Annotated in this window: 17 protein-coding genes; 4 read left to right on the plus strand and 13 right to left on the minus strand. The window is 73.5% G+C overall.

The features are described 5' to 3' along the window. Positions 1-158 precede the first annotated feature (158 nt). Positions 159-695 carry a hypothetical protein gene (locus tag CP982_RS00285; RefSeq protein ID WP_150508586.1) on the plus strand — a complete coding sequence of 179 codons (537 nt, stop codon included), beginning with the start codon at positions 159-161 and terminating at the stop codon, positions 693-695. Beyond that, on the plus strand, positions 695-1,672 hold the full coding sequence (locus CP982_RS00290; RefSeq protein ID WP_150508587.1) for an MsnO8 family LLM class oxidoreductase: 978 nt from the start codon (positions 695-697) through the stop codon (positions 1,670-1,672). Before CP982_RS00285 ends, CP982_RS00290 begins: the two co-directional genes overlap by 1 nt. Positions 1,673-2,038: 366 nt before the next feature. Here the strand turns inward: CP982_RS00290 and CP982_RS00295 are convergent, their stop codons facing one another. The 9 genes from CP982_RS00295 to galU form a co-directional block, all read right to left on the minus strand. Then, complete coding sequence (locus CP982_RS00295; protein WP_150508588.1) at positions 2,039-3,292, minus strand: FG-GAP repeat domain-containing protein; 1,254 nt, start codon at positions 3,290-3,292, stop codon at positions 2,039-2,041. 63 nt (positions 3,293-3,355) lie between these two features. After that, the gene (locus CP982_RS00300; RefSeq protein ID WP_150508589.1) at positions 3,356-4,120 is read right to left on the minus strand and encodes a hypothetical protein; all 765 of its coding nucleotides are present in this window, start codon (positions 4,118-4,120) and stop codon (positions 3,356-3,358) included. Positions 4,121-4,173: 53 nt separating this feature from the next. Beyond that, on the minus strand, positions 4,174-5,370 hold the full coding sequence (wecB, locus tag CP982_RS00305) for a non-hydrolyzing UDP-N-acetylglucosamine 2-epimerase (protein ID WP_150508590.1): 1,197 nt from the start codon (positions 5,368-5,370) through the stop codon (positions 4,174-4,176). Positions 5,371-5,766: 396 nt separating this feature from the next. Continuing rightward, positions 5,767-7,146, minus strand: coding sequence for a phosphomannomutase/phosphoglucomutase (locus tag CP982_RS00310; RefSeq protein ID WP_150515225.1), 1,380 nt, complete (start codon positions 7,144-7,146; stop codon positions 5,767-5,769). 236 nt (positions 7,147-7,382) lie between these two features. After that, a complete protein-coding gene (locus tag CP982_RS00315) occupies positions 7,383-9,065 on the minus strand; it encodes an FAD-binding oxidoreductase (RefSeq protein ID WP_150508591.1) in 1,683 nt (560 codons plus the stop codon). A 135-nt stretch (positions 9,066-9,200) separates the two neighbouring features. Next, positions 9,201-10,454 carry an MFS transporter gene (locus CP982_RS00320; protein WP_150508592.1) on the minus strand — a complete coding sequence of 418 codons (1,254 nt, stop codon included), beginning with the start codon at positions 10,452-10,454 and terminating at the stop codon, positions 9,201-9,203. After that, positions 10,455-11,192 carry a sigma-70 family RNA polymerase sigma factor gene (locus tag CP982_RS00325; RefSeq protein ID WP_150508593.1) on the minus strand — a complete coding sequence of 246 codons (738 nt, stop codon included), beginning with the start codon at positions 11,190-11,192 and terminating at the stop codon, positions 10,455-10,457. It lies immediately after the preceding gene. A 229-nt stretch (positions 11,193-11,421) separates the two neighbouring features. Continuing rightward, complete coding sequence (locus CP982_RS00330; protein ID WP_150508594.1) at positions 11,422-12,540, minus strand: ParB/RepB/Spo0J family partition protein; 1,119 nt, start codon at positions 12,538-12,540, stop codon at positions 11,422-11,424. A gap of 306 nt (positions 12,541-12,846) precedes the next feature. Then, positions 12,847-13,761 carry a UTP--glucose-1-phosphate uridylyltransferase GalU gene (gene galU / locus CP982_RS00335; RefSeq protein WP_150508595.1) on the minus strand — a complete coding sequence of 305 codons (915 nt, stop codon included), beginning with the start codon at positions 13,759-13,761 and terminating at the stop codon, positions 12,847-12,849. A 194-nt stretch (positions 13,762-13,955) separates the two neighbouring features. On the opposite strand from galU, the gene CP982_RS00340 reads away from it, so the two are divergent. Beyond that, positions 13,956-14,429: a MarR family winged helix-turn-helix transcriptional regulator gene (locus CP982_RS00340; protein ID WP_229879780.1), complete on the plus strand. Its 474-nt coding sequence runs from the start codon at positions 13,956-13,958 to the stop codon at positions 14,427-14,429. A gap of 15 nt (positions 14,430-14,444) precedes the next feature. Here CP982_RS00340 and CP982_RS00345 read toward each other — a convergent pair whose 3' ends face one another. The 4 genes from CP982_RS00345 to CP982_RS00365 form a co-directional block, all read right to left on the minus strand. Beyond that, positions 14,445-15,053, minus strand: a complete 609-nt coding sequence (locus CP982_RS00345) for a DsbA family oxidoreductase (protein WP_150508596.1) — start codon at positions 15,051-15,053, stop codon at positions 14,445-14,447. A 217-nt stretch (positions 15,054-15,270) separates the two neighbouring features. Continuing rightward, positions 15,271-15,639, minus strand: coding sequence for a hypothetical protein (locus CP982_RS00350; protein WP_150508597.1), 369 nt, complete (start codon positions 15,637-15,639; stop codon positions 15,271-15,273). Next, positions 15,636-17,339 carry a maltose alpha-D-glucosyltransferase gene (gene treS / locus CP982_RS00355; protein ID WP_150515227.1) on the minus strand — a complete coding sequence of 568 codons (1,704 nt, stop codon included), beginning with the start codon at positions 17,337-17,339 and terminating at the stop codon, positions 15,636-15,638. Before treS ends, CP982_RS00350 begins: the two co-directional genes overlap by 4 nt. A 367-nt stretch (positions 17,340-17,706) precedes the next feature. Further along, entirely contained in the window at positions 17,707-18,981 is a 1,275-nt protein-coding gene (locus tag CP982_RS00365; RefSeq protein WP_150508599.1) for an acyltransferase family protein, read from the minus strand. A 722-nt stretch (positions 18,982-19,703) separates the two neighbouring features. On the opposite strand from CP982_RS00365, the gene CP982_RS00370 reads away from it, so the two are divergent. Beyond that, a complete protein-coding gene (locus CP982_RS00370; protein ID WP_150508600.1) occupies positions 19,704-20,531 on the plus strand; it encodes a type 1 glutamine amidotransferase domain-containing protein in 828 nt (275 codons plus the stop codon). Positions 20,532-20,567 lie beyond the last annotated feature (36 nt).

Below are 20,567 nucleotides of genomic sequence, written 5' to 3' on the forward strand. Positions count from 1 at the left end.
GTGGGCGACTTGGCCAAGTGGGTGCCGGGCGGGCCGCGGCGGGAGGGGCCGGTGGAGGCACGGGCGTTGGGCCCGGTGATGCGCGGCCATGTGGCACCCCGCAGGCGCCCCCGGCCGCGCCCCGGCACACCCTTTCCGCACCGCCCAGGAGGCACAGGATGAACACCAGCGTGACGCGCCCCACCGCCCCTATCGGGGCGCTGCTGCGGCACTTCGCAGATCTGCGTGATGGCACCCACGGCGACGGAGCCGTCTCGCGCGCGGCCAAGGAGGAGCTGTTCCGGCAGGCCGTCGCGCTCCTTGACCCCTACGCCCGCCAGGTGCTCGCAGAGTTCAACACCCATCTGCTCAACGGGGCGGGCCGGGTGGACGCCGGCGGATCCACCCGCGCGGGAGACGGCGGCCTGGTGGCCACCTGGGCGCTGACCTGGCCCCGGCAGCGCGCCGAGGGCATCGACCCGATCAGCCTGGTGGCGCACTACGGCCGGGGATTCCACCACCCGCACCTGCGCGGCGCCACCGTCGCCGAATGGCCGCTGAACGTCTTCACCGACGAGCAGGCCGCCGCCGAGGTGCCCACCCTGCGCGCGATCGCCACCGCCGACCTGCACAACCTGGTCTTCCAGCGCGACTTCCGCATCGTGCCCGCCATCACCGACCCGCACAGCACCCCCGCCGCGCCCGAGGAGGCCTGATGGAGCAGACACCGCTGCGTCTTTCGGTCCTGGACCAGACCCCCGTCGGCGAGGGCCAGACGGCCGCCGAGGCACTGCGCGCCTCCGCCGATCTCGCCCAGGCCGTGGACGGCCTGGGCTACACCCGCTACTGGGTGGCCGAACACCACGACTCCCCCGGGTTCGCCGGGACCGCACCCGAGATCCTGGCCGGACACCTCCTGGCCCGCACCCGCCACCTGCGCATCGGCACCGGCGGCGTCCTGCTGCCCCGCTACCGGGCGGCCAAGGTCGCCGAGGTCTTCAACGTGCTGGCCGCGCTGCATCCGGGCCGGGTCGACCTCGGGGTGGGGCGCGCGGGCGGCCCCGCCGACCGCTTCCCCGCCCAGGTCGAAGAGGTGCGGCTGCGCCTGGGCCTGATCCCGGGCCGCCGCCCCGAGACCGACCAGAGCGCACCCGTGCCGCCGCGGCTGTGGCTGCTGGGCGCGGGCACCAACTCCGCCCGCCACGCCGGAAAGCTGGGCGCCTCCTTCGCCTACGCCTACTTCCTGACCCACAAGCCGGGCCGGGCCGTGATGGACGCCTACCGCGGCGCCCTGGACGCCGCCGGGCACCCGCCGCAGCGCGGCGTGGTGGCCGTGCGCGTGGTGAGCGCCGACACCGAGGCCAGGGCCGAGGAGCTCGCGCAGAGCGTGCTGCTGTGGCGCAGCCGCAAGGACCTGGGCCAGGACCTGCCGCTGCCGTCGGTGCACGGCGTGCGCGGCCACCGGTGGAGCGCGCTGGAGGCGGAGCGGGCCGCCGCGCTGCGCCGCACCCTGGTGGCGGGCACCCCCGAGCAGGTGCGCGCGCGGCTGACACAGCTGGCCGCCGAACACGGCGTCGGCGAGATCCTGGTGAACACCCTGACCGCCGACCCCGCCGACCGGGTGCGCTCCTACCGGCTGCTCGCCGAGGCCTTCGAGCTGAAGGCGCCCGCGCCCGACGCCGTACCCGTGTAGGAACCGCGGGCGGGACAGAGGCGGGAGAGCCCTCACCGGGCTCTCCCGCCTCTGCGTTGTGCCGGTGCCCGGGGGCGGGCACAGAAGAGCGGGGCGGCCGTTGGTGTACGGCCGCCCCGGGGGGTCTGGGTCCTCCTGTCTGCGGTTGTGGTCGGTTCTGCGGTGGTGGCGTCTGCTCCGGCGTGCGGCTATCGCGTGCTCCTCTCGCCGGGGGTGGTCATGTGCTCCTCCTTCTTCTTCTTGCTTCTTCTTCGTCGTTCTTCGGTCGGGGGCTCTGTCGGGGGTCGGGGGCGGTCGGGGGCGGGGTCGAAGGGGCGGGGGTCGGGGGTCGGGGGCGGTCGGGGGTTGGGGGTTGGGGGTTGGGGGTTACTGGGCGTCGGTCTCGTTGCGGTAGACCATGAGCTTGGCGTCCTTGGCCACGTAGTAGTTCTGGACCGAGTAGGCGATGGTGGCGAAGTCCAGGCGGCCGTCGCCGTTGAAGTCGGCGGTGGCGATGCGGGCCACGGACTCGTCGGAGACCCGCCACTTGGCCCAGACGCCGTTCTTCAGGTCGATGGCCTTGTAGTACATGACGCCCTGCCAGGGCCACGGGCCGCGCAGGGCGACCAGGAACTCGTCCTCGCCGTCGCCGTCGAAGTCGGCGGTGACGATCTGGTGGCCGGGGCCCTCGCCGTTCTCGTTCGGGTCGCCGTAGACGTCCAGCAGGACGCGGTTCCACTCGACGTCCTCGGGGCGGCCGTCGCCTGCCTTGGTGTAGACGGCGACGGTGTTGCCGTGGAAGGGCTCGACGGCGGCGACGTAGCCCATGGCGTCCTCGCCCATGCGGCCGACGTTGAGGTCGCCGCTGCCGCGGAAGCCGGTCTGCTCGAACTGGGTGACCTCGCCGGTGCCGATGAGCTTGCGGATCCACTCCTTCTTGTTCTCGTCGTAGAACATCCAGGTGACGCCCTCGTCGGAGGCCAGCAGGAGGGACTCGCGGTCGGAGCCGGGGATGAGGCCCTGCTTCTTCTCGGCGCCGTGGATCATGCGGAAGTGGCAGTCGTCGATGACCGTCATCGGCCACTCCTCGGCCGTGTGCACGTCGTCGGGCTGGGTGAACAGCACGACCGGCAGGACGGCGTGGACGTCTTCCTTGGCGACGATCGGCAGGCCGATGATCTCCAGGCGCTCGGTCTGGGTGAAGTAGCCGGCCCGCAGGCGGTGCATGCCGGTGGCGCGGCCCACGTAGTGCCTCTTCCAGCGGGACTCGTCCTTGTCGGGGCTGCCCGGGTTCTCCAGCCAGTCGATCTTGCCGCCCTGGGTGTTGGCGTCCTGGATGGTGCCGATGGGGCCGTAGAGGTCGTAGCAGAGGATGATGTCGGGGTGGCCGTTGCCGCTGACGTCGGCGTAGTCGGCGCCGACCGGCATCTTGATCTTGTCGGCGACCAGGCGGCGGGTCCACTTCTCGTCGTTCTGGTACCAGTAGACCTCGCCCAGGCGCAGGCCGTAGCCGAACAGGTCGGGCTTGTTGTCGTTGTTGAGGTCCGGGGCCTCCAGCCAGTAGCCGTCGCGCAGCTGGTCGGCGACGAGCTCGGGGGTGAACTTCGGGGCGCGGAAGGCGGACAGCGAGTCGGCGGTCATGGTCGTTCTCCTTGGGGTGTCGGTGGGGCGCGGCGGCCGGTGGGGGTGGGAAGGGGGCGGGGGTCAGGGGGTGAGGCGGTGGTATTCGACGGCGAGCCAGACGCAGTCGGTGTCGGCGTAGTACTGGTGCCAGGGGTAGTGGTAGGAGCCGTCGGGGCGGGTGGCGCAGAACGGGTCGGGGGTGGTGTAGCCGGGGGCCATGCGCAGGTCCTCGTAGAGGCGGGTGCGGTCCTGTGCGGTGAACTTCTGCATGCGGCCCAGGCCGTGGACTTGGGTGTGGACTTCGATGAAGTCGTGGCTGTTGTGGATGTGGCAGTGGGTGCCGGCCGGGGCGTACCAGAGGTTGGCCTTGACCTGGAACTCCTGGGGGCGGGTGGGGTGTTCGGTCTCCTTGAGCAGGTGGGCGGGGTCGAAGCGGACGGTGCCGGCGTGGTCCTGGGGGCTCTTGTGGAGGGGGGTGTCGCGGGGGAAGGGCGCGGTGCCGGCGGGGGTGGGGGTGTCGGGGGGCAGCAGGTCGGCGAGGAGCTGCCAGCCGGGTTCGTCGGTGATGGCGCCGATGGGGGCGTCGGGGTCGGTGCGCAGCAGGATGAGGGTGTCGGCCTCCTCGATGCGGGTGTCGCGCAGGATGGTGGAGGACAGGGGCGGTATGCCGGTGCGGGGGCTTTCGCTGAGGGTGACCCGGCGGGGCTGGGGGTTGACGACGATGGCCGTGCCGTCGACGGCGTAGTGGCGGGCGTTGGTCACGAGGGTGGCCTGGACGTGCGGTCCGGAGAAGTTGAGGGCGGTGGCGGTGTTGGGGGCGCTCTCGTGGCGGTGGGTGGTGGTCATGGCGGGTGCCTCCTGCCGGGTCGGGCTGGCCGGGTCGGTGCGGGGTGGGGGTCTCAGGCGCGGGCGAAGGCGGCGGTGCGGGCCAGTTCCGCGGACAGCTCGTCGATGGGGGTGGCCGGGACGAACTGGTCGGGGGCGGGGCTGTCGCCGAAGTAGTGGGCGATGGCGTCGACGGTGCGCTCGGTGGCGCGGCCGTCGCCGTAGGGGTTGGTGGCGTTGGCCATGCGGTCGTAGGCGCCGGGGTCGCGCAGGAGTTCGCAGGCGGCCTGGACGATGCCGCCGGTCTTGGTGCCGACCAGGCGGGCGGTGCCGGCGACGACGGCCTCGGAGCGCTCGGTGACGCTGCCGAGCACCAGGGTGGGCTTGCCGAGGGCGGGGCCTTCCTCCTGGGCGCCGCTGCTGTCGGAGACGATGAGGTCGGCGCGGCGCATGAGCTTGCTGAAGCAGAGGTAGGACAGCGGGTCGACGATGGTGATGTTGGGGTGGTTGCCGATGCGGGGCAGGAGGGCGTCGCGCACGACGGGGTTGCGGTGCAGCGGGATGACCACGCGGACGTCGGGCTCGTCGGCGATGCTGGCGAAGGCCTCGGCGATCTGCGGCAGGTCCGGCCAGGCCTCGCGGCGGTGGGCGGAGGCCAGGACGACGCGCCGGTTGTCGCTGTCGAGGTCCTCGATGGCGTCGGAGCCGTAGTCCTGGGCGCGGTCGCTGGCCCAGCGCAGGGCGTCGATGACGGTGTTGCCGGTGACGACGATGGTGTCGTCGGCGATGCCCTCGCGCAGCAGGTTGGCGCGGTTGCCCGGGGTGGGGGCCAGGTGCAGGGCGGAGACCTGGGCGACCAGGCGGCGGTTGCCCTCCTCGGGGAAGGGGGAGTTGAGGTGGCCGCTGCGCAGGCCGGCCTCGACGTGGATGACGGGGATCTGGTGGTGGAAGCCGGACAGGGCGCCGGCCAGGGTGGTGGCGGTGTCGCCGTGCACGAGGACCGCTTCGGTCCTGAGCTCCTTGAACACCTCGCCCAGGCCCTGCAGGGAGCGGGAGGTCACCTGGGACAGGGTCTGGCGGGGGGCCATGATCTCCAGGTCGATGTCGGGCCTGAGGCCGAAGGCCTCCAGGGTCTCGTCGAGCATCTGGCGGTGCTGGCCGGTGGAGATGACGGTCGGGGCGAAGCGCGGGTCGTCCTTCAGGGCGCGGATGACCGGGGCGAACTTGATGGCTTCGGGGCGGGTACCGAGGACAACGGCTACGGAACGCATGGCTTTTATTCCTCTTCTGTGTCAAGGGAGAGCGGATGAAGGGTTTTTGTCAGAAGGCGCGGCATCGGTTCCGAAAGGCGGATGCCCATCGCGCCGGGCTTAGGGCGGCCGGCCCGTTGAATGCGGGGCGGCTCTTGTTGTTTCTCTTGCCTCCGGGATTCCTTTCGGTGTCCCTTCCGGCACTAGATATCTTTCCTGTGAGCTAGTTCTGCGTCAATTGAGCTTTGTCCCGGCGGTTGCACGGGAGTTGGACACCGGCCGTACGCGTCGGCGCTCCTTTGTGCGGGAAAAGGGGCGCGGACATGCGAGAACCCCCGTGCCCGCGGGGCGGGCACGGGGGTTCTCCCCGGCTTCTGGGGCGCCTGCGGCGCCTGGCGCGCGGCCTGCGCGCGGTGTTCAGGCGCGGACGATGGCCAGGACCTCGTCGCGGACGCGGGCCATCACGTCCTGGTCGCGGGCCTCGACGTTCAGGCGCAGCACGGGTTCGGTGTTGGAGGCGCGGACGTTGAACCACCAGTGGGTGCCGCTGACGGTCAGTCCGTCGAGTTCGTCCACGCTCACTCCCGCGACGCCCCGGTAGGCGGCGCGCAGGGCGTCCAGGCGGCCCTGCTGGTCGGTGACGGTGGAGTTGATCTCGCCGGAGCCCGCATAGCGGTCGTAGGCGGCCACGAGGGCCGACAGGGGGCCGTCCTGGCCGCCGAGGGCGGCCAGGACGTGCAGGGCGGCCAGCATGCCGGTGTCGGCGTTCCAGAAGTCGCGGAAGTAGTAGTGCGCGGAGTGCTCGCCGCCGAAGATGGCGCCGGTGGCGGCCATTTCCTGCTTGATGAAGGAGTGGCCGACCCGGGTGCGCACGGGGGTGCCGCCGTTCTCCCGCACGACCTCGGGGACGGTCCAGGAGGTGATGAGGTTGTGGATGACCGTGCCGGAACCGCCGTTGCGGGCGAGTTCGCGGGCGGCGACCAGGGCGGTGACCGCCGACGGGGAGACCGGGTCGCCCCTCTCGTCGACGACGAAGCAGCGGTCGGCGTCGCCGTCGAAGGCGATGCCGAGGTCGGCGCCCTCCTCGCGCACGCGCTGCTGCAGGTCCACGATGTTCGCCGGATCCAGCGGGTTCGCCTCGTGGTTGGGGAAGGTGCCGTCCAGCTCGAAGTACATCGGCACCAGCGTCAGCGGCAGCCCCTCGAAGACGGTCGGCACCGTGTGCCCGCCCATCCCGTTGCCCGCGTCCACCACCACCTTCAGCGGCCGGATCACCGACAGGTCGACCAGGGACCGCAGATGGGCCGCGTAGTCCTTGAGCGTGTCGCGGCGGGTGATGGCGCCGGCCGCGGTGAGCGAGGGCGGCGCGCCCTCGCGCAGCCAGCGCTCCACCAGGGCGCGGATGTCGGCCAGGCCGGTGTCCTGCCCGACCGGGGCGGCGCCCGCGCGGCACATCTTGATGCCGTTGTACTGCGCCGGGTTGTGCGAGGCCGTGAACATCGCGCCCGGCAGGTCCAGCGCGCCCGAGGCGTAGTACAGCTGGTCGGTGGAGCACAGGCCGATCTGGGTGACCGCGCAGCCGCCCAGGGCCGCGCCCTGGGAGAAGGCCAGGCTGAGCGCGGGTGAGGTGGGCCGCATGTCGTGCCCGACCACGAGCGCGGACGCGCCCGTCACCCGCACGAAGGCGGCGCCGAACAGCTCGGCCAGGGACTCGTCCCACTGCTCGGGCACGGTTCCGCGGATGTCGTAGGCCTTGACCAGGCCCGACAGATCGGCGCCCGCGGCGGCCGCGCGCACGGCGGCGGAGGCGGCGGGACTGCCGGAGGGGGTGGAGGGGGTGGAGGTGAGGGACAAGGCGGTGCCTTCCGGTGTCGGCGGGGCGGGGTGTGACGCAGGAAGCCGGGCGCGCGGTCCGCGGGGGGTGCGGCTGCGCGCCCGGCGGCGGGCGAAGGGGCGTGCCCGCCCGGGCAGGGGCCGGGCGGGGCGGCGCGAGGCCCTGCGGGCCCGGCGGCGGGCCGGGCGGGGCGGGGCTGCTAGCGGCGGGGCAGTTCCACCGACAGGGAGTGGCGGAAGAAGTCGGTGGGGTCGTAGCGCTTCTTGACCTGCTGCAGGCGCGGGTAGTTGTCCTTGTAGTAGAGCTTTTGCCACGGCACGCCGGAGGTGTTGCGCTCGGGGTCGGCCACGTCCCGGTCGGGGTAGTTGATGTAGCAGCCGTCGGTGCGCTCGTCCAGGACGGGCACTCCCCCGGTCCGGGCGAAGAAGTCCTCGTACAGCCCGCGCGCCCAGCCCAGGTAGAAGTCGTCGTCCTTCTGCTCGGACCAGAAGGTCTGGAAGCACATCTTGAAGGCGGAGCTGCGCTGGGCGTTGGCGGTGGCGTCCGGGGCCAGGGCGTTGACCTGGCCGCCGAAGGAGAACAGCACCAGCATGGTGTCGGGGTTGTGGAAGTCGGCCCGGGTCATGTGCTTGTAGAGGGCGGCGACCTGGTGGTCGGTGAAGTTCTTGCGCATGTAGCCGGACTTGTGGGCGCCGCGCGAGGTGGGGTTGGTGATGGTGGGGTTGTCGGTGCCGACCAGGCGGGTGGCCTGCAGCCAGGGCATGCGGCGCGGGGTGTGCAGGCCGGGCATGGCGGGCAGTTCGCCGTTGGGCCGGGCCAGCGCCCGGGGCTTGAGTCCGGTGCCCGCCAGGACCGCGGCCAGGAAGGCGTCCAGGAGGCCTTCGGCGTTCTCCACGCCGGCGTCGACCTGGGTGAACATGCCCAGGCTGCCGTGCGCCTTGGCGCTGACGTTGAACAGGCTGCTCAGATGGCGGTAGGGGGAGGCGGGGGCGCTGTGCTCCTCGTGCCAGGCGCCCCAGTTCTTCAGCAGCCGGGTGAAGCGGGTCTCGTTCAGCTCCTCCCAGGGCAGGTCGAGGGCGCTGACCAGGACGGTGGAGGGCGGCTTGATCAGCTGGTCGGCGGGCTCGGTGCCGCGCGCGCCCGGAGAGCGGAAGAAGAAGCGGGTGATCAGGCCGAAGTTGCCGCCGCCGCCCCCGGTGTGGGCCCACCACAGCTCGCGGTGGGGGTCGTCCTGCTCCCGGGTGGCCACCAGGGTGCGGGCCTTGCCCTGGGCGTCGATGACCACGACCTCGACCGCGTACAGGTGGTCGGAGACCAGGCCGTGGGCGCGTGAGAGCAGGCCGTAGCCGCCGCCGCTGACGTGCCCGCCGGCGCCGACGCTGTAGCAGATGCCGCCGGGCACGGCCACGCCCCAGCCCTTGTAGAGGGTTTCGTAGACGTTGAGCAGGCGGGCGCCGGGCTCGACGGTGAAGGCCCGCATCCGCTCGTCGTAGCCGACGGCCGTCATCGGGGAGAAGTCCAGGAGGACCTCGGTGTCCGCGTGGGCGGCGAAGTCGGCGAAGCAGTGGCCGCCGCTGCGCACCGAGATCCGCTTGCGGTCCTTGAAGGCCTGCTCCAGGGCCGCTTCGGCGTCCGCGGCCGACGTGATCATCTTGATGTAGTCGGGTCTGGCCACGAACCGCTGGTTGTTGCCGGTGGTCAGCAGCGGATAGCGGGCGTCGTCGGGGCCTATGGTCGCCCCGGCCGCCCGCGGGGTGCGGGCGGCCGGGGCGGCGGCGGCCGGGGCGGCCAGCAGGGCGGGGGCCACGGCGGTGGCGGCGACCGCGGCCCCCGCGACCGCGGCGCCGCGCCCTATGAGCGTGCGGCGATCGACATCGTTCATCGTCAGCTACCTCGTCTTTCGACAGCTCGTTCCCGGGCCCGCGCCCCGGCGGGCGCGGGCCCGGGAGCGGACCGGCCCGGCGGATGCCGGGCCGGAGCACCTCGCATGAGAAGGGGCCGGAGAAGGGGGGCGGGGTCAGGCGTGGGCCTGGGCGGCCGGGGCGCCGGTGTCCTGCGGCTGCTCCGCACCGGGCCCGGACGCCCGGTCCCGGTCCTGGTCCCGGTCCTGGTCCTGGGGGGCGGGGCGGCCGCGGCGGTCCAGGCGCACCGAGTACACGGCCACCGCCAGGGCGCCGCCCGCCAGGAGGGCGCCGATCCAGTTCGGCGCGGTGTAGCCCAGGTCGTGGTCGATGGCGAAGCCGCCCAGCCAGGCGCCCACGGCGTTGCCCAGGTTGAACGCGGCGATGTTGGCCGCCGAGGCGAGGGCCGGGGCGCCGTCGGCCTTCTGCAGCACCCGCATCTGCATCGCGGGCACGGTGGCGAAGCCGGCGGCGCCGAACAGGCCCAGGGTGATGGCCGCGGGCACCTGCGCGTGCGCGGTGAACACGAAGATCACCAGGACGACGCTGAGCGCGGCAAGGGCGATCGACAGGGTGCGCATCAGCGCGCGGTCCGCGAGCCGGCCGCCGACCACGTTGCCCAGGCACAGGCCGACGCCGAAGATGACCAGCAGCCAGCTGACCGCGCCGTCGGAGAACCCGGCGACCTTGGTCATCATCGGGGCGATGTAGGTGAAGGAGGCGAAGACCGCGCCGAAGCCCAGCGCGGTCACCGCGAGCGCCAGCCACACCTGGCCGCGGCGGAAGACGGCGATCTCGCTGCGCAGGCCGCCGGAGTCCTCCCGCGGCTGGGGCGGCACCAGGGCCAGGATGCCCAGCAGGCCCACCACGCCGAGCCCGGTGACCACCCAGAAGGTGGAGCGCCAGCCGAAGTGCTGGCCCAGGAAGGTGCCCATCGGCACCCCCAGGACGTTGGCCACCGTCAGGCCGATGAACATCAGTGAGATCGCGCGGGCCTTGCGTTCGGGCGCCACCAGGTTGGCGGCGACCACCGAGCCGATGCCGAAGAACGCGCCGTGCGTCAGGGCCGCCACCAGACGGCCCGTCATCAGCAGGGCGTAGCTGCCGGCGACCGCGCACAGCAGGTTGCCGAGGATGAACACGGCCATCAGCACGGCCAGCATGGTCTTGCGCGGCAGCCGGGTCCCGGCGGCGGTCATCAGCGGGGCCCCGACGACCACGCCGAGCGCGTAGCCGGTCACCAGCAGGCCGGCGGAGGGGATCGAGACGCTGAGGTCGTCGGCCACCTCCTCCAGCAGGCCCACGATCACGAACTCCGTGGTGCCGATGCCGAAGGCGCCTAGGGCCAGCGCCAGAAGGGCGATGGGCATCTAATTCTCCTTGTTGTGGTGGTGCCAGGTGTGGGCGCGCACACCGCGTCCCGGGTGGTCCTCCAGCAGGGCCCGCAGCCGTCTGCGGCCGCGGTGCAGCCGGGAGTTGACCGTGCCGGAGGGGATGCCGACGGCCGCGGCGATCTCCTCGTAGCGCAGGCCCTCGACGTCGGCGAGGTAGACCACGATCCGCAGGGCGGCGGGCAGCGAGCGCATCGCCTGGCTGATCGCCGCGTCCGGGATGCGGTCGACGACCTGGGCCTCCACCGAGGCCAGGCCCGCGGAGGTGTGGGAGGCGGCGCACGCCTGCTGCCAGTCCTCGATGTCGGGCACCGGCGCGAAGTGCGGCCTGCTCTTCTGGCGCCGGTAGGAGGTGAGGAAGGCGTTGGTCAGGATGCGCGACAGCCAGGCCCCCAGACTCGTGCCGGGGCGGAACTGGTGGAACCCGCGGTAGGCGCGGGCGTAGGTCTCCTGCACCAGGTCCTCGGCATCGGCCCGGTGGCGGGTCAGCCGCAGCGCGTACGCGTACAGGCGGGCCCGGTGGGCCAGCGCGTCGCGTTCGAAACGGGCCGTGCGCTGCTCGGCCGTCTCCGGCCCCGGCGCGGCGGGGCCCGGGGCGGGCGGCGCCTTCGCCGCCCGCCCCGCATACCAAGGACCCGGCGGCCGCGCGGGGCCGCTCGGGCCGGGGAGGGTGCTGGTGCCGCTGCGGGCCGCGGCGGACGCGGGCTGCGGATCCATGGTGCGTTTCCTTCGGTACGGGGGTAAGGGCGACTGCGGGGCTTCGGTGCCCGGGGGCGGTGCGGGACTTCCCGGCCCGGGGCGGCGGGCGGGAAAGGGGGGCGGTGCGTCCGCGACGGGGGAGACTCCGGACGCACCGCCGGTCTCTGCGCGGGCGGCGGGCACAGCCGCCGCGCTCCCCCGGCTCCCCCGCGTCCGGGAAAGCCGGGAAAGCCGGGAGTGGAGAGGGTTATTCGGGGTGGCTGTGCTGGATGGTGTCGGCGAGGTGCTGCCACGCTCTGGCGCATTCGGTGGCGGCGGCCGCGACCATGCCCGCCCGGTAGGGGGGCACGGCGGCGGTGATGCGTCTGAACTGGGCGGGCAGGTGCATTTCCAGCAGGCGCAGCAGCAGCCGTCCCGTCTCGCTCTGCCGCAGCGAGGGGTCCTTGCACAGGCTGGCGAAGACCCGCTCCAGGCCCGGGCCCGGGCCTGGGCCTGGGCCTGGGCCCGCTGCCGCCCGGGCGGCGGGCGCCGCCCGGGCCTCCTGCGCGGCCCGCTCCTGCCCGCCGGCGGGCGGGCGGGCCGGGCCCGGGCCGGGGCCGGGCTCGGGCCGGCCCTGCGGGGCGGGCGCCCGCAGGGCCGGGGGCAGGGGGTCCTCGCCGCGCTCGAGGCGGGCGCGGACATCGCGCACGGTGCCCGGGGAGACGCCCGCGCGGCGCGCGATGTGCCGCAGCGAGGCCTGCGGCTCCTGGCTGATGAGCCGGCTGGCCGCCTGGCGTCCCGCCGCCGGGTCCACGGGGCGGAACTTGCCGTCCTGGCCCACCCGGACGGCGGGCGCCTGGCCGGGCGGCAGGCCGCGCCGGCGCAGGGCGGCGACCGTCTTGGGGTCCAGGCCCGCGACGGCGGCGATCGCCCGGTCCGACCACTGCGCGTGCGTGATGATGATGCGGGCGGCGGCCGCGGCGCGTTCGGCCAGCGTCAGCGGCATGCCGTGGGCGATGTTGGTCTGCACCGCGACGACGAAGGCGTCCTCGGTGCTGCCGTCGAAGTAGGTGACCTCCACCAGTTCGCGCTGCTGCATCAGCGCCGCGCGCAGCCGGTGCATGCCGTCGATGACCCGCATCGTCTCGCGGTGCACCAGGATCGGCGGCAGCACCGCGCCGCAGGCGCCCAGGGTCCGCGCGTGCTGGAGGTTCTCCCCGATGCGCGGTGAGTCGGCCGGCCGCAGGATGCCGATGGGCACCTGGTGCACGGCCTCGTCCAGGGCCGCCGCGGAGCCCGCGGACTCCGCGGACTCCGGGGTGGCCGGGGTGTGCGGGGTGGGCGGGTGGTGCGGGGTGTCCGGGTGGTCCAGGGGGGTGACGCCCATGCTCGGTGCACCTCCTCCACAAGGGGGGTCGAAACCGGCGTCGGCGGGGGGTGCGCCGCGGCCCGCCGGCCGGCGCGGGGGGGGTGGCCCCGTCCGGCAACTCCCCGACCGTACAGAGCTGTTGTCCGGTTCTTCCGTGCCCGGCGGGCCCGGCGGCGCGACCTGGGCAAGTCGTCCGCGGCCCCGCTGCCGGGGGCGCCCGGCGCGGGCGGGGCAGGGGGTGTGCAACCGCGGAGTTTCCGCGGTTGCACACCCGTGCGGGGCAGCCCCCGGTGTGCGGCCGGGGCCCGGCTGCCCGGGGCGGGGTCAGGCCGCGGAGGCCAGGGAGTGCTGCGCCACGAAGTCGCGTAGCCAGGAACGGAATTCGGGGCCGAGGTCCTCGCGCTCCCAGGCCAGGCGCACGGTGGCGCGCAGGTAGTCGGAGCGGTCGCCGGTGTCGTAGCGCCGGCCGCGGAAGACCACGCCGTGCACCGGGCCGGCCGACCCGGTCGCGGCCAGGGTGCGCAGCGCGTCGGTGAGCTGGATCTCGCCGCCGCGGCCCGGCTCGGTGGCGCGCAGCGCCTGGAAGATCTCCGGGGCCAGGACGTAGCGGCCGATGACCGCGTAGTTGCTGGGCGCGGTGCCCGGCTCCGGCTTCTCCACCAGGTCGGCGATGGCCACGACGTCGCCGCCGGCGCCGGGGTGCAGGCGGGCGCAGCCGTACAGGTGGGCCTGGGCGGGGTCGACCTCCATCAGGGCCACCACGCTGCCGCCGTGCTGGGCGTGGACCTGGGCCATCTGGGCGAGCAGCGGGTCGCGCGGGTCGATGAGGTCGTCGCCCAGGAGCACCGCGAAGGGGTCGTCGCCCACGTGCCGGGCCGCGCACAGCACGGCGTGGCCCAGGCCGCGCGGGTCGCCCTGGCGGATGTAGTGGATGTCGGCGAGGGTGCTGGGCCGGCTGACCCGCTGGAGCCGGTCGGTGTCGCCCTTGCGGCGCAGGGCTTCCTCCAGCTCGTGGTTGCGGTCGAAATGGTCCTCCAGGGGCCGCTTGTTGCGCCCGGTCACCATGAGGATGTCGGACATTCCGGCGGACACCGCTTCCTCGACGACGTATTGGATAGCGGGTTTGTCCACGACCGGAAGCATTTCCTTGGGCGTGGCCTTGGTCGCCGGGAGGAATCGGGTGCCCAGGCCTGCGACGGGAACAACTGCCTTGGTAATACCGACAGACGCGACATTCATGGGATTCACGCTATGGGCGTGTCGCGGCGGCGTGGAAGCAATGGGCGGCGCGGGGCGGCGACTTCGGCAATTGCGTGCCGGGTGCTGTTGTGGTGGGAGTTCTCGCCGCCCGTCTAGACTGCGCTGCTCCAGGGGTTTTTCGACGGCGGCCGCCGGCAGGGCGGACGGCAGGCGAGCGCGGGAGCGGGTACGACGTGAGGGCTGAAGCGGCCGGGCGGCGCGGCGGGCAGCAGGTGCCCTCCATGGAGCTGGCGCAGCTCGCGGGGCGGCTGTGTGCCGCGCTGGATGCCACCACCAACAGCAGGGTGGCGCGGTACGGGCTGACCCGTGCCGACTACGACGTGCTGGCCGCGCTGCGCTCGGCGGGCGGCGAGCTGCGGCTCAAGCCCACCGAGCTGGCCGCCCGCTGCCGGCTCTCCTCGGGCGGCACCAGCAATGTGCTGCGCCGGATGTCGGAGTCGGGCTATGTGGTGCGCGAGGCGGACCTGGCCGACGGGCGCAGTGCCTGGGCGCAGCTGACCGAGGAGGGGCTGCTGGTCACCACGCGGATCCAGGACGCGGTCGCGGCCGTGCAGGAGCGCCGGCTTGCGCTGCTGCCGCCGGGTGCGGTGGACGCGCTCTCGGCGCTGCTCGCCCAGGCCGCCGACGTCCTGGAAGCCCCCGAGTAGCCGCGCCCGCGGGCCTCAGGCCGGGACGCGGCTGCGGGCGTGCAGGGTGTTGACCGCGCGGCGCAGCCGGGCGGCGTCGGGCACGCCCTCGGTGCGCCAGGAGCCGATGACCAGGGTGGGCACGGTGTGGATGCGGTGGGTGCGCCGGGCCTGGTCCTGGGTGGCCTGGTGGTGCGCGGCCGCCTCCGGGGAGTCGGTCCAGGACCGGAAGTGCCAGGGGTCCAGGCCCGTGTCGGCGGCGAGCGCGGCCAGGGTGTCCAGGTCGGCGATGTTCTGGCCGTGGTGGAAGTAGGCGTCGAAGACGGCCGTGTCATAGGCGTGTCCGGCGCCGTGGCGCCAGGCGAAGGCGTGCCCGTACATGGCCAGGTGGGTGCGCGGCAGCGGTCCGGCGGGGGCCTTGCCGAACGGCACGCCGAGCCGGTCGGCCATGGGCACCACGGAGTTCTCCCAGACGCCTTGCGGATAGTCCTTCTTGCCGCTGGCCGGTATGCCCTCGGGGTGCAGTTCGTAGGGGCGCCAGCGCACGGCGTGGTCCTGGGCGAGGCCGGTGTCGTCGATCACTTTGCCCGTCATGACGGAGAAGGGGCACAGATAGTCGAACCAGACGTCGATGGTGAGGGACATCAGGGCTCCTTACACAAAAACACAAGCAGGAGGGGCGCCGCGGCCTGCCCGGGGCGGGGCCGGGTGCCGGTGCCCCGCCCCCTGCGGCCCGGCGCCGCCGGGGCGGGGCCGGGTGGAGCGGGGGCGGGGCGACACAGAGGCGGTGTGGCGGGAGGCTGTTGTCACACAGGGGGTTGGGGGCGGGGTCCGGTGGATGGGTGGGTGGGGTGGGGTGGGGTCAGGCGGGGGTGTCCCCGGCGGGGGCCGGGCTCTGGCAGATGACGACGTCGTCGAGGACCGCGATGAGGCGCGGCGCCTCCCCCGCACCGGGCCCGGGGCCGGGGCCGGGGCCGGGGCCGGGGAGGTCGGTGAGGGGGTGGATGGCGATGGCCAGGCGGCGCGTGCCGGTGGGGGCGTCGCCATGGTGGGTGCGCAGGCCCAGGATCAGGACCAGGGCCGTGCCGGTGGGCCGGGGGCCTTCGGCGGCCAGGCCGAGCTCCTCGATCGTCACGCGCCGCACCGGCGCGCGGCCCGGGCGGGCGGGCAGCCAGGCGGCCAGGGCGCGTTCCAGGCGGTCGAAGGGGATGGCCAGGGCGGTGGGGGTCACTGGGGCGCTCCGTGGCGGCAGACGCAGAACCAGTAGAAGCTGTGTCCGGTCAGGCTCAGCTGGTAGGGGCGCGGGCCGATCGGCGGGAAGGTGGTCTGGCCGGTGACCTCCACCGGGACGACGCCGCTGTAGGCGCGCAGGTCGAGTTCGACCGGCTGGGGGTGGCGCGAGAGGTTGTTGACGCACAGCATCTCGGTGGGGTGGCCGTCCTCGTCGAAGTGGCGGCGCACATAGGCAAGGACGGCGGCGTTGGAGGTGGGGATCTCCTCGAAGTCGCCCAGGCCGAAGGCCTTGTGGTGGCGGCGGCGCGCGGCCAGCATGCGCCGCGTCCAGCGCAGCAGGGAGGCGCGGTTGTCGCGCTGGCTCTCCACGTTGACGGCCGGGTAGCCGTAGACGGGGCCCAGGTTGGTGGGCAGGGTCAGGCTGGCCGGGTCGCCCTCGGAGAAGCCGGCGTTGCGGTCCGGGGTCCACTGCATGGGGGTGCGCACCGCGTCGCGGTCGCCGAGCCAGATGTTGTCGCCCATGCCGATCTCGTCGCCGTAGTAGAGGATCGGCGAGCCGGGCAGGGACAGCAGCAGGGCGGTGAACAGCTCGATCTGGTCGCGGTCGTTCTCCAGCAGCGGGGCCAGGCGCCGGCGGATGCCGATGTTGGCGCGCATCCGCGGGTCCCTGGCGTACTCCGCGTACATGTAGTCGCGTTCTTCGTCGGTGACCGTCTCCAGGGTCAGTTCGTCGTGGTTGCGCAGGAACAGGCCCCACTGGCAGGCGGCGGGCAGCTTGGGGGTCTTGGCGAGGATCTCGGAGACGGGGAACTTCGATTCCTTGCGCACGGCCATGAACAGGCGCGGCATGAGCGGGAAGTGGAAGGCCATGTGGCATTCGTCGCCGCCGCGTTCGTAGTCGCCGAAGTAGTCCACGACGTCCTCGGGCCACTGGTTGGCCTCGGCCAGCAGGATGCGGCCCGGGTAGTGGGTGTCGATGACCTCGCGCACGCGCTTGAGGAAGGCGTGGGTCTCGGGCAGGTTCTCGCAGTTGGTGCCCTCGGCCGCGTACAGGTAGGGCACGGCGTCCAGGCGGAAGCCGTCGATGCCCATGTCGAGCCAGAACCTGAGGGCGGAGACGATCTCGTCCTGGACGGCCGGGTTGTCGAAGTTCAGGTCGGGCTGGTGGGAGAAGAAGCGGTGCCAGTAGTACTGCTTGCGCACCGGGTCGAAGGTCCAGTTGGAGGTCTCGGTGTCGACGAAGATGATGCGGGCGTCGGGGTACTTCTCGTCGTCGTCGGCCCAGACGTAGTAGTCGCCGTAGGGGCCTTCGGGGTCGGCGCGCGAGGCCTTGAACCAGGCGTGCTGGTCGCTGGTGTGGTTCATCACGAAGTCGGTGATGATGCGGATGCCGCGCTGGTGGGCGGCCTTGAGCAGGTCGCGGAAGTCGTCCAGGGTGCCGAACTCGGGCTGCACCTGGCGGTAGTCGGACACGTCGTAGCCGCCGTCGCGCAGCGGGGACTGGAAGAAGGGCGGCAGCCACAGGCAGTCCACGCCCAGCCACTGCAGGTAGTCCAGTTTGGAGGTCAGGCCCTTCAGGTCGCCGACGCCGTCGCCGTCGCTGTCCTTGAAGGAGCGGACCAGGACCTCGTAGAAGACGGCCCGCTTGTACCAGTCGGGGGTGTCGGTCACCGCGCGGGTGGACGGGGTGACGGGCACGGGCGCGCGCCGGGCGGCGGTGGCTTCGGCCTGGTCGGTGCTCAAGGGTTCCTCCCGGTGACGGTGCGGGTCCCGGAGTGCTCCGGGCTGACGTGGACGTCGCTGAGCGGGGTGCGCCGCGCGCGCCCGCCGGTCACCGTGCGGGGCGCGGTGCGGGGCGGGTGGGGGTGGGCGGCAGGGGCGGGGGCGGGGGTGGTGCGGGCGGCCCGCCGGGGCCGTGGCGGCCGGGGCCGGGGGTGCGGGCGCCGGGGCCGCGGGGGGGCGGGGGCCGGACGGCGTGGGGGCCGTGCCTAAAGGGGCGGTGCGGGGCCGGCCGCGCGGGGTGCGCGGGGTGCGCGGGGTGCGCGGTTATGGGCCGAAGGGCCGCTCATCGTTCACCCCCCTGTGGGCCTTCAGCCGTTGAGCCGGCAAGGATTTCAGGATTCTGAGACCGGTCGGCGCGGGCAAGGAATGGTGTTTCATCCCGGCAAGTTGCCCGAGTCGCGGATTGTCCTGAGGAATGCCGTGCGCGGGCCCGCGGTGTTTTCGCGCGGTGTTTCGCGGGGGCCGCGAGGAATCGCATCGCCGGTTTTTCCACCGCGTGGTGAAGCAGGGCGGCGAGCAGCAGGCTGGCCGCGAAGGCCGCGGCGAGCAGGAGCAGCGCCGCCGGGGTGGCGAACGTGCGCTGCCCCAGCGCCCGGTGGCCGTGGATGAGGACCAGGCGGTGCACCAGGTACAGGGCGAAGGAGACCTCGCCGAGGCGGACCAGGAGGGGCGCGGCGAGCCGGGTGGGGCGGCCGGTGGCATCGGCGTGGGCCAGGGCGCCGATCAGCAGGGCGATCGGCACGATGGTCGCGGCCACCAGGCCGGCCAGGTAGGGCAGTTGGGTGGCCAGGACGTAGCCGGCGCCCAGCAGGGCGGCGGCGGGCAGCGGGCGCGGGCCGCGCCAGTGGCCCTCGCGCACGATCCGGGCCAGGGTCATGCCCAGGACGAACTCCGCGGCGCGCACCGGCGGGAAGACGTACAGCAGCCAGTACTGCCACTGGCCGGTGGTGCCGTCGGGCAGGGCCAGGGCCGGGGTGGCGGGCAGCAGGGCGACGGCCGCCGGCAGGGCCGCCACGGCCGCGGCCAGGGCGGCGGCCAGCGGCCACAGGCCGCGCGCGGGCAGCGCGCGCAGGGCCCGCCACAGCAGCGGGAAGGCCAGGTAGAACAGCAGCTCGCAGGAGAGCGACCAGCTGACCGGGTTGCCGCTGACGTATATGTCCGGCTGCGGGAAGAACGACTGGAGGAGCAGGGCGTTGGCCGTCACCTCGCCGGGCCGCAGCGCCGTTCCGGTGGCCGCGAGCAGGGCGAAGGCGGCCAGCGCGGTCACCAGGTGGCTGGGGTAGATCTTGGCCAGGCGGCGGCGCCAGAACCGGCGGGCGCTGTCGGCGGGCCGTGCCGACCAGGTCAGCACGAAGCCGCTGAGCACGAAGAAGAACGACACCCCCACCCAGCCGGCCTTGGACAGGGCGTCGGCGAGCTGGCGCTGGGCGGTGGTGTCGGCGAGGAAGCCCGCGAAGGAGGCGTGGAAGGCGAACACCGAGGCGGCGGCGGCGAAGCGCATGCCGGTCAGGGAGGGCAGGCGGTGCGGACGGACGGCGGCGACTGCGGCGGCGGCCATGCGGAAACACTCCTGGGCGATCACGGCACCCGGCCCGCCCCGCCCGCCGCCGGGGCGGGCGGCCGGGGCGGGCGGGCGAAAGCGCAGCGGGTGCGGGGCGGGCCCGGTCCGGGGCGGTGCGCGGGGCGAGGGGCGCGAGGTGCTCGGCGCGGGGTAGGGGGCGAGGGAGGCGCGAACGGCTCGGTGGCGTACGGGGCGGGGTGCGCGGCGGGACGCGGGGCGGGGCGCGGGGCGGGGCGGGACGCGGAACAGCGCTCGGCGGAGCGCGGGATGGGGCGTGGGCCGGGATGCGCGAGAGGGCTCGGGATGGCGCCCGGCGGCGCACGGGGCGGGGTTCGGGACGGTGCTCGGCGGGGCACGGGGCGGGGCTCGGCGGGGTGCGGCGCGCGGCGCGGGATGAGGCTCGGCAGGGTGCGGGGCGGAGCGGGGCGCGGGATGGGGGGCAGCGGGCACGGGGCGGGGTTGCGGGAGGGGGCGCAGGGGGGTGCGGAAGGGGGTGGTGCTCTCTTCACAGGTGACCAGTGAATACGCCGCACACCCGTACGGATTCGCGGACTCTGCTGCGACTGGGGCAAGTTGGACGAGTCTCCCGTCCCGGGCCGCTGTTTATTGCCGCCTTGCGCGAGCAGCGGGTTGACTCCGAATGTCCCTGAATTTCGGCCATCGGCCGTGCTATTTCTTCTCTCGCGGGGACGGATCTCATCTGATGACAGGGAGACCTCGTGTCCAAACGCATCCTGGTCGTGCTTTCCGAATACGGCTACTGGGGCGAGGAACTCGTGGGCCCAATCGAGGCATTCGACGCACGCGGGTATCGCACCACGTTCATGACTCCGCACGGCAAGCGGGCCCAGGCCCTGCCGCCCAGCCTCGATTCCGAGTACATCGACCCGCCGCTGGGCCGTGCGGTCACCTCGCGGGACATGGCCCGCCGGGCGAGGGCGCTGGATGACTCCAGCCGTCTGGACAATCCCCTGAGCCTGGCGGAGATGATCCCCGAGCGCCCGTACTACAGCGCTCTGAACCACCTGCGGGAACTGGAGAGTTACCACAGCAACCTGGCGGCGGCCGCGCAGGAGCTGCTCGGCGGCTTCGACGCGCTGGTCATCGTCGGCGGCAGCGGCCCGATCGTGGACCTGGCCAACAACGAGCGGCTGCACGAGCTGATCCTGGCGTTCGCGCGCGCGGACAAGCCGATCCTGGCCGAGTGCTACGGCGTGGCGGCGCTCGCCTTCGCCCGGGACTGGGACGCGCGCGCCAGCCTGCTGCGCGGCAAGCACGTCACCGGCCATCCCAAGGAGTACGACTACAAGGACGGCACCGGGTTCGTGGGGGTGGACTTCAACATGGGGCCGCCGCCCTACCCGCTGGAGTACATCCTGCGCGATGCCACCGGCCCCGACGGCGCCTTCCACGGCAACGTCGGCAAGGAGGTCTCGGTCGTCGTGGACTTCCCGTTCATCACCGCGCGCTCCACGCCGGACTCGGTGACGGCCGGGGAGATGCTCATCGAGGTCCTGGAGAACGGGCTGCGCCGCTACGGCTGGTGAGCGGCCGCCGCCCCGTCCGACATGCCCGGCCAAGGA

It is taken from the genome of Streptomyces spectabilis, from assembly GCF_008704795.1.
Taxonomy (GTDB): Bacteria; Actinomycetota; Actinomycetes; order Streptomycetales; family Streptomycetaceae; genus Streptomyces; species Streptomyces spectabilis.

Excerpts from the sequence above, each read along its gene's own strand:
- galU (WP_150508595.1), bottom strand. The coding sequence starts at position 13,761 with ATGAATGTCGCGTCTGTCGGTATTACCAAGGCAGTTGTTCCCGTCGCA.
- CP982_RS00345 (WP_150508596.1), bottom strand. The coding sequence starts at position 15,053 with ATGTCCCTCACCATCGACGTCTGGTTCGACTATCTGTGCCCCTTCTCC.
- CP982_RS00295 (WP_150508588.1), bottom strand. The coding sequence starts at position 3,292 with ATGACCGCCGACTCGCTGTCCGCCTTCCGCGCCCCGAAGTTCACCCCC.
- CP982_RS00300 (WP_150508589.1), bottom strand. The coding sequence starts at position 4,120 with ATGACCACCACCCACCGCCACGAGAGCGCCCCCAACACCGCCACCGCC.
- CP982_RS00325 (WP_150508593.1), bottom strand. The coding sequence starts at position 11,192 with ATGGATCCGCAGCCCGCGTCCGCCGCGGCCCGCAGCGGCACCAGCACC.
- CP982_RS00285 (WP_150508586.1), top strand. The coding sequence starts at position 159 with ATGAACACCAGCGTGACGCGCCCCACCGCCCCTATCGGGGCGCTGCTG.
- CP982_RS00290 (WP_150508587.1), top strand. The coding sequence starts at position 695 with ATGGAGCAGACACCGCTGCGTCTTTCGGTCCTGGACCAGACCCCCGTC.
- CP982_RS00330 (WP_150508594.1), bottom strand. The coding sequence starts at position 12,540 with ATGGGCGTCACCCCCCTGGACCACCCGGACACCCCGCACCACCCGCCC.
- CP982_RS00365 (WP_150508599.1), bottom strand. The coding sequence starts at position 18,981 with ATGGCCGCCGCCGCAGTCGCCGCCGTCCGTCCGCACCGCCTGCCCTCC.
- wecB (WP_150508590.1), bottom strand. The coding sequence starts at position 5,370 with ATGCGTTCCGTAGCCGTTGTCCTCGGTACCCGCCCCGAAGCCATCAAG.
- CP982_RS00320 (WP_150508592.1), bottom strand. The coding sequence starts at position 10,454 with ATGCCCATCGCCCTTCTGGCGCTGGCCCTAGGCGCCTTCGGCATCGGC.
- CP982_RS00315 (WP_150508591.1), bottom strand. The coding sequence starts at position 9,065 with ATGAACGATGTCGATCGCCGCACGCTCATAGGGCGCGGCGCCGCGGTC.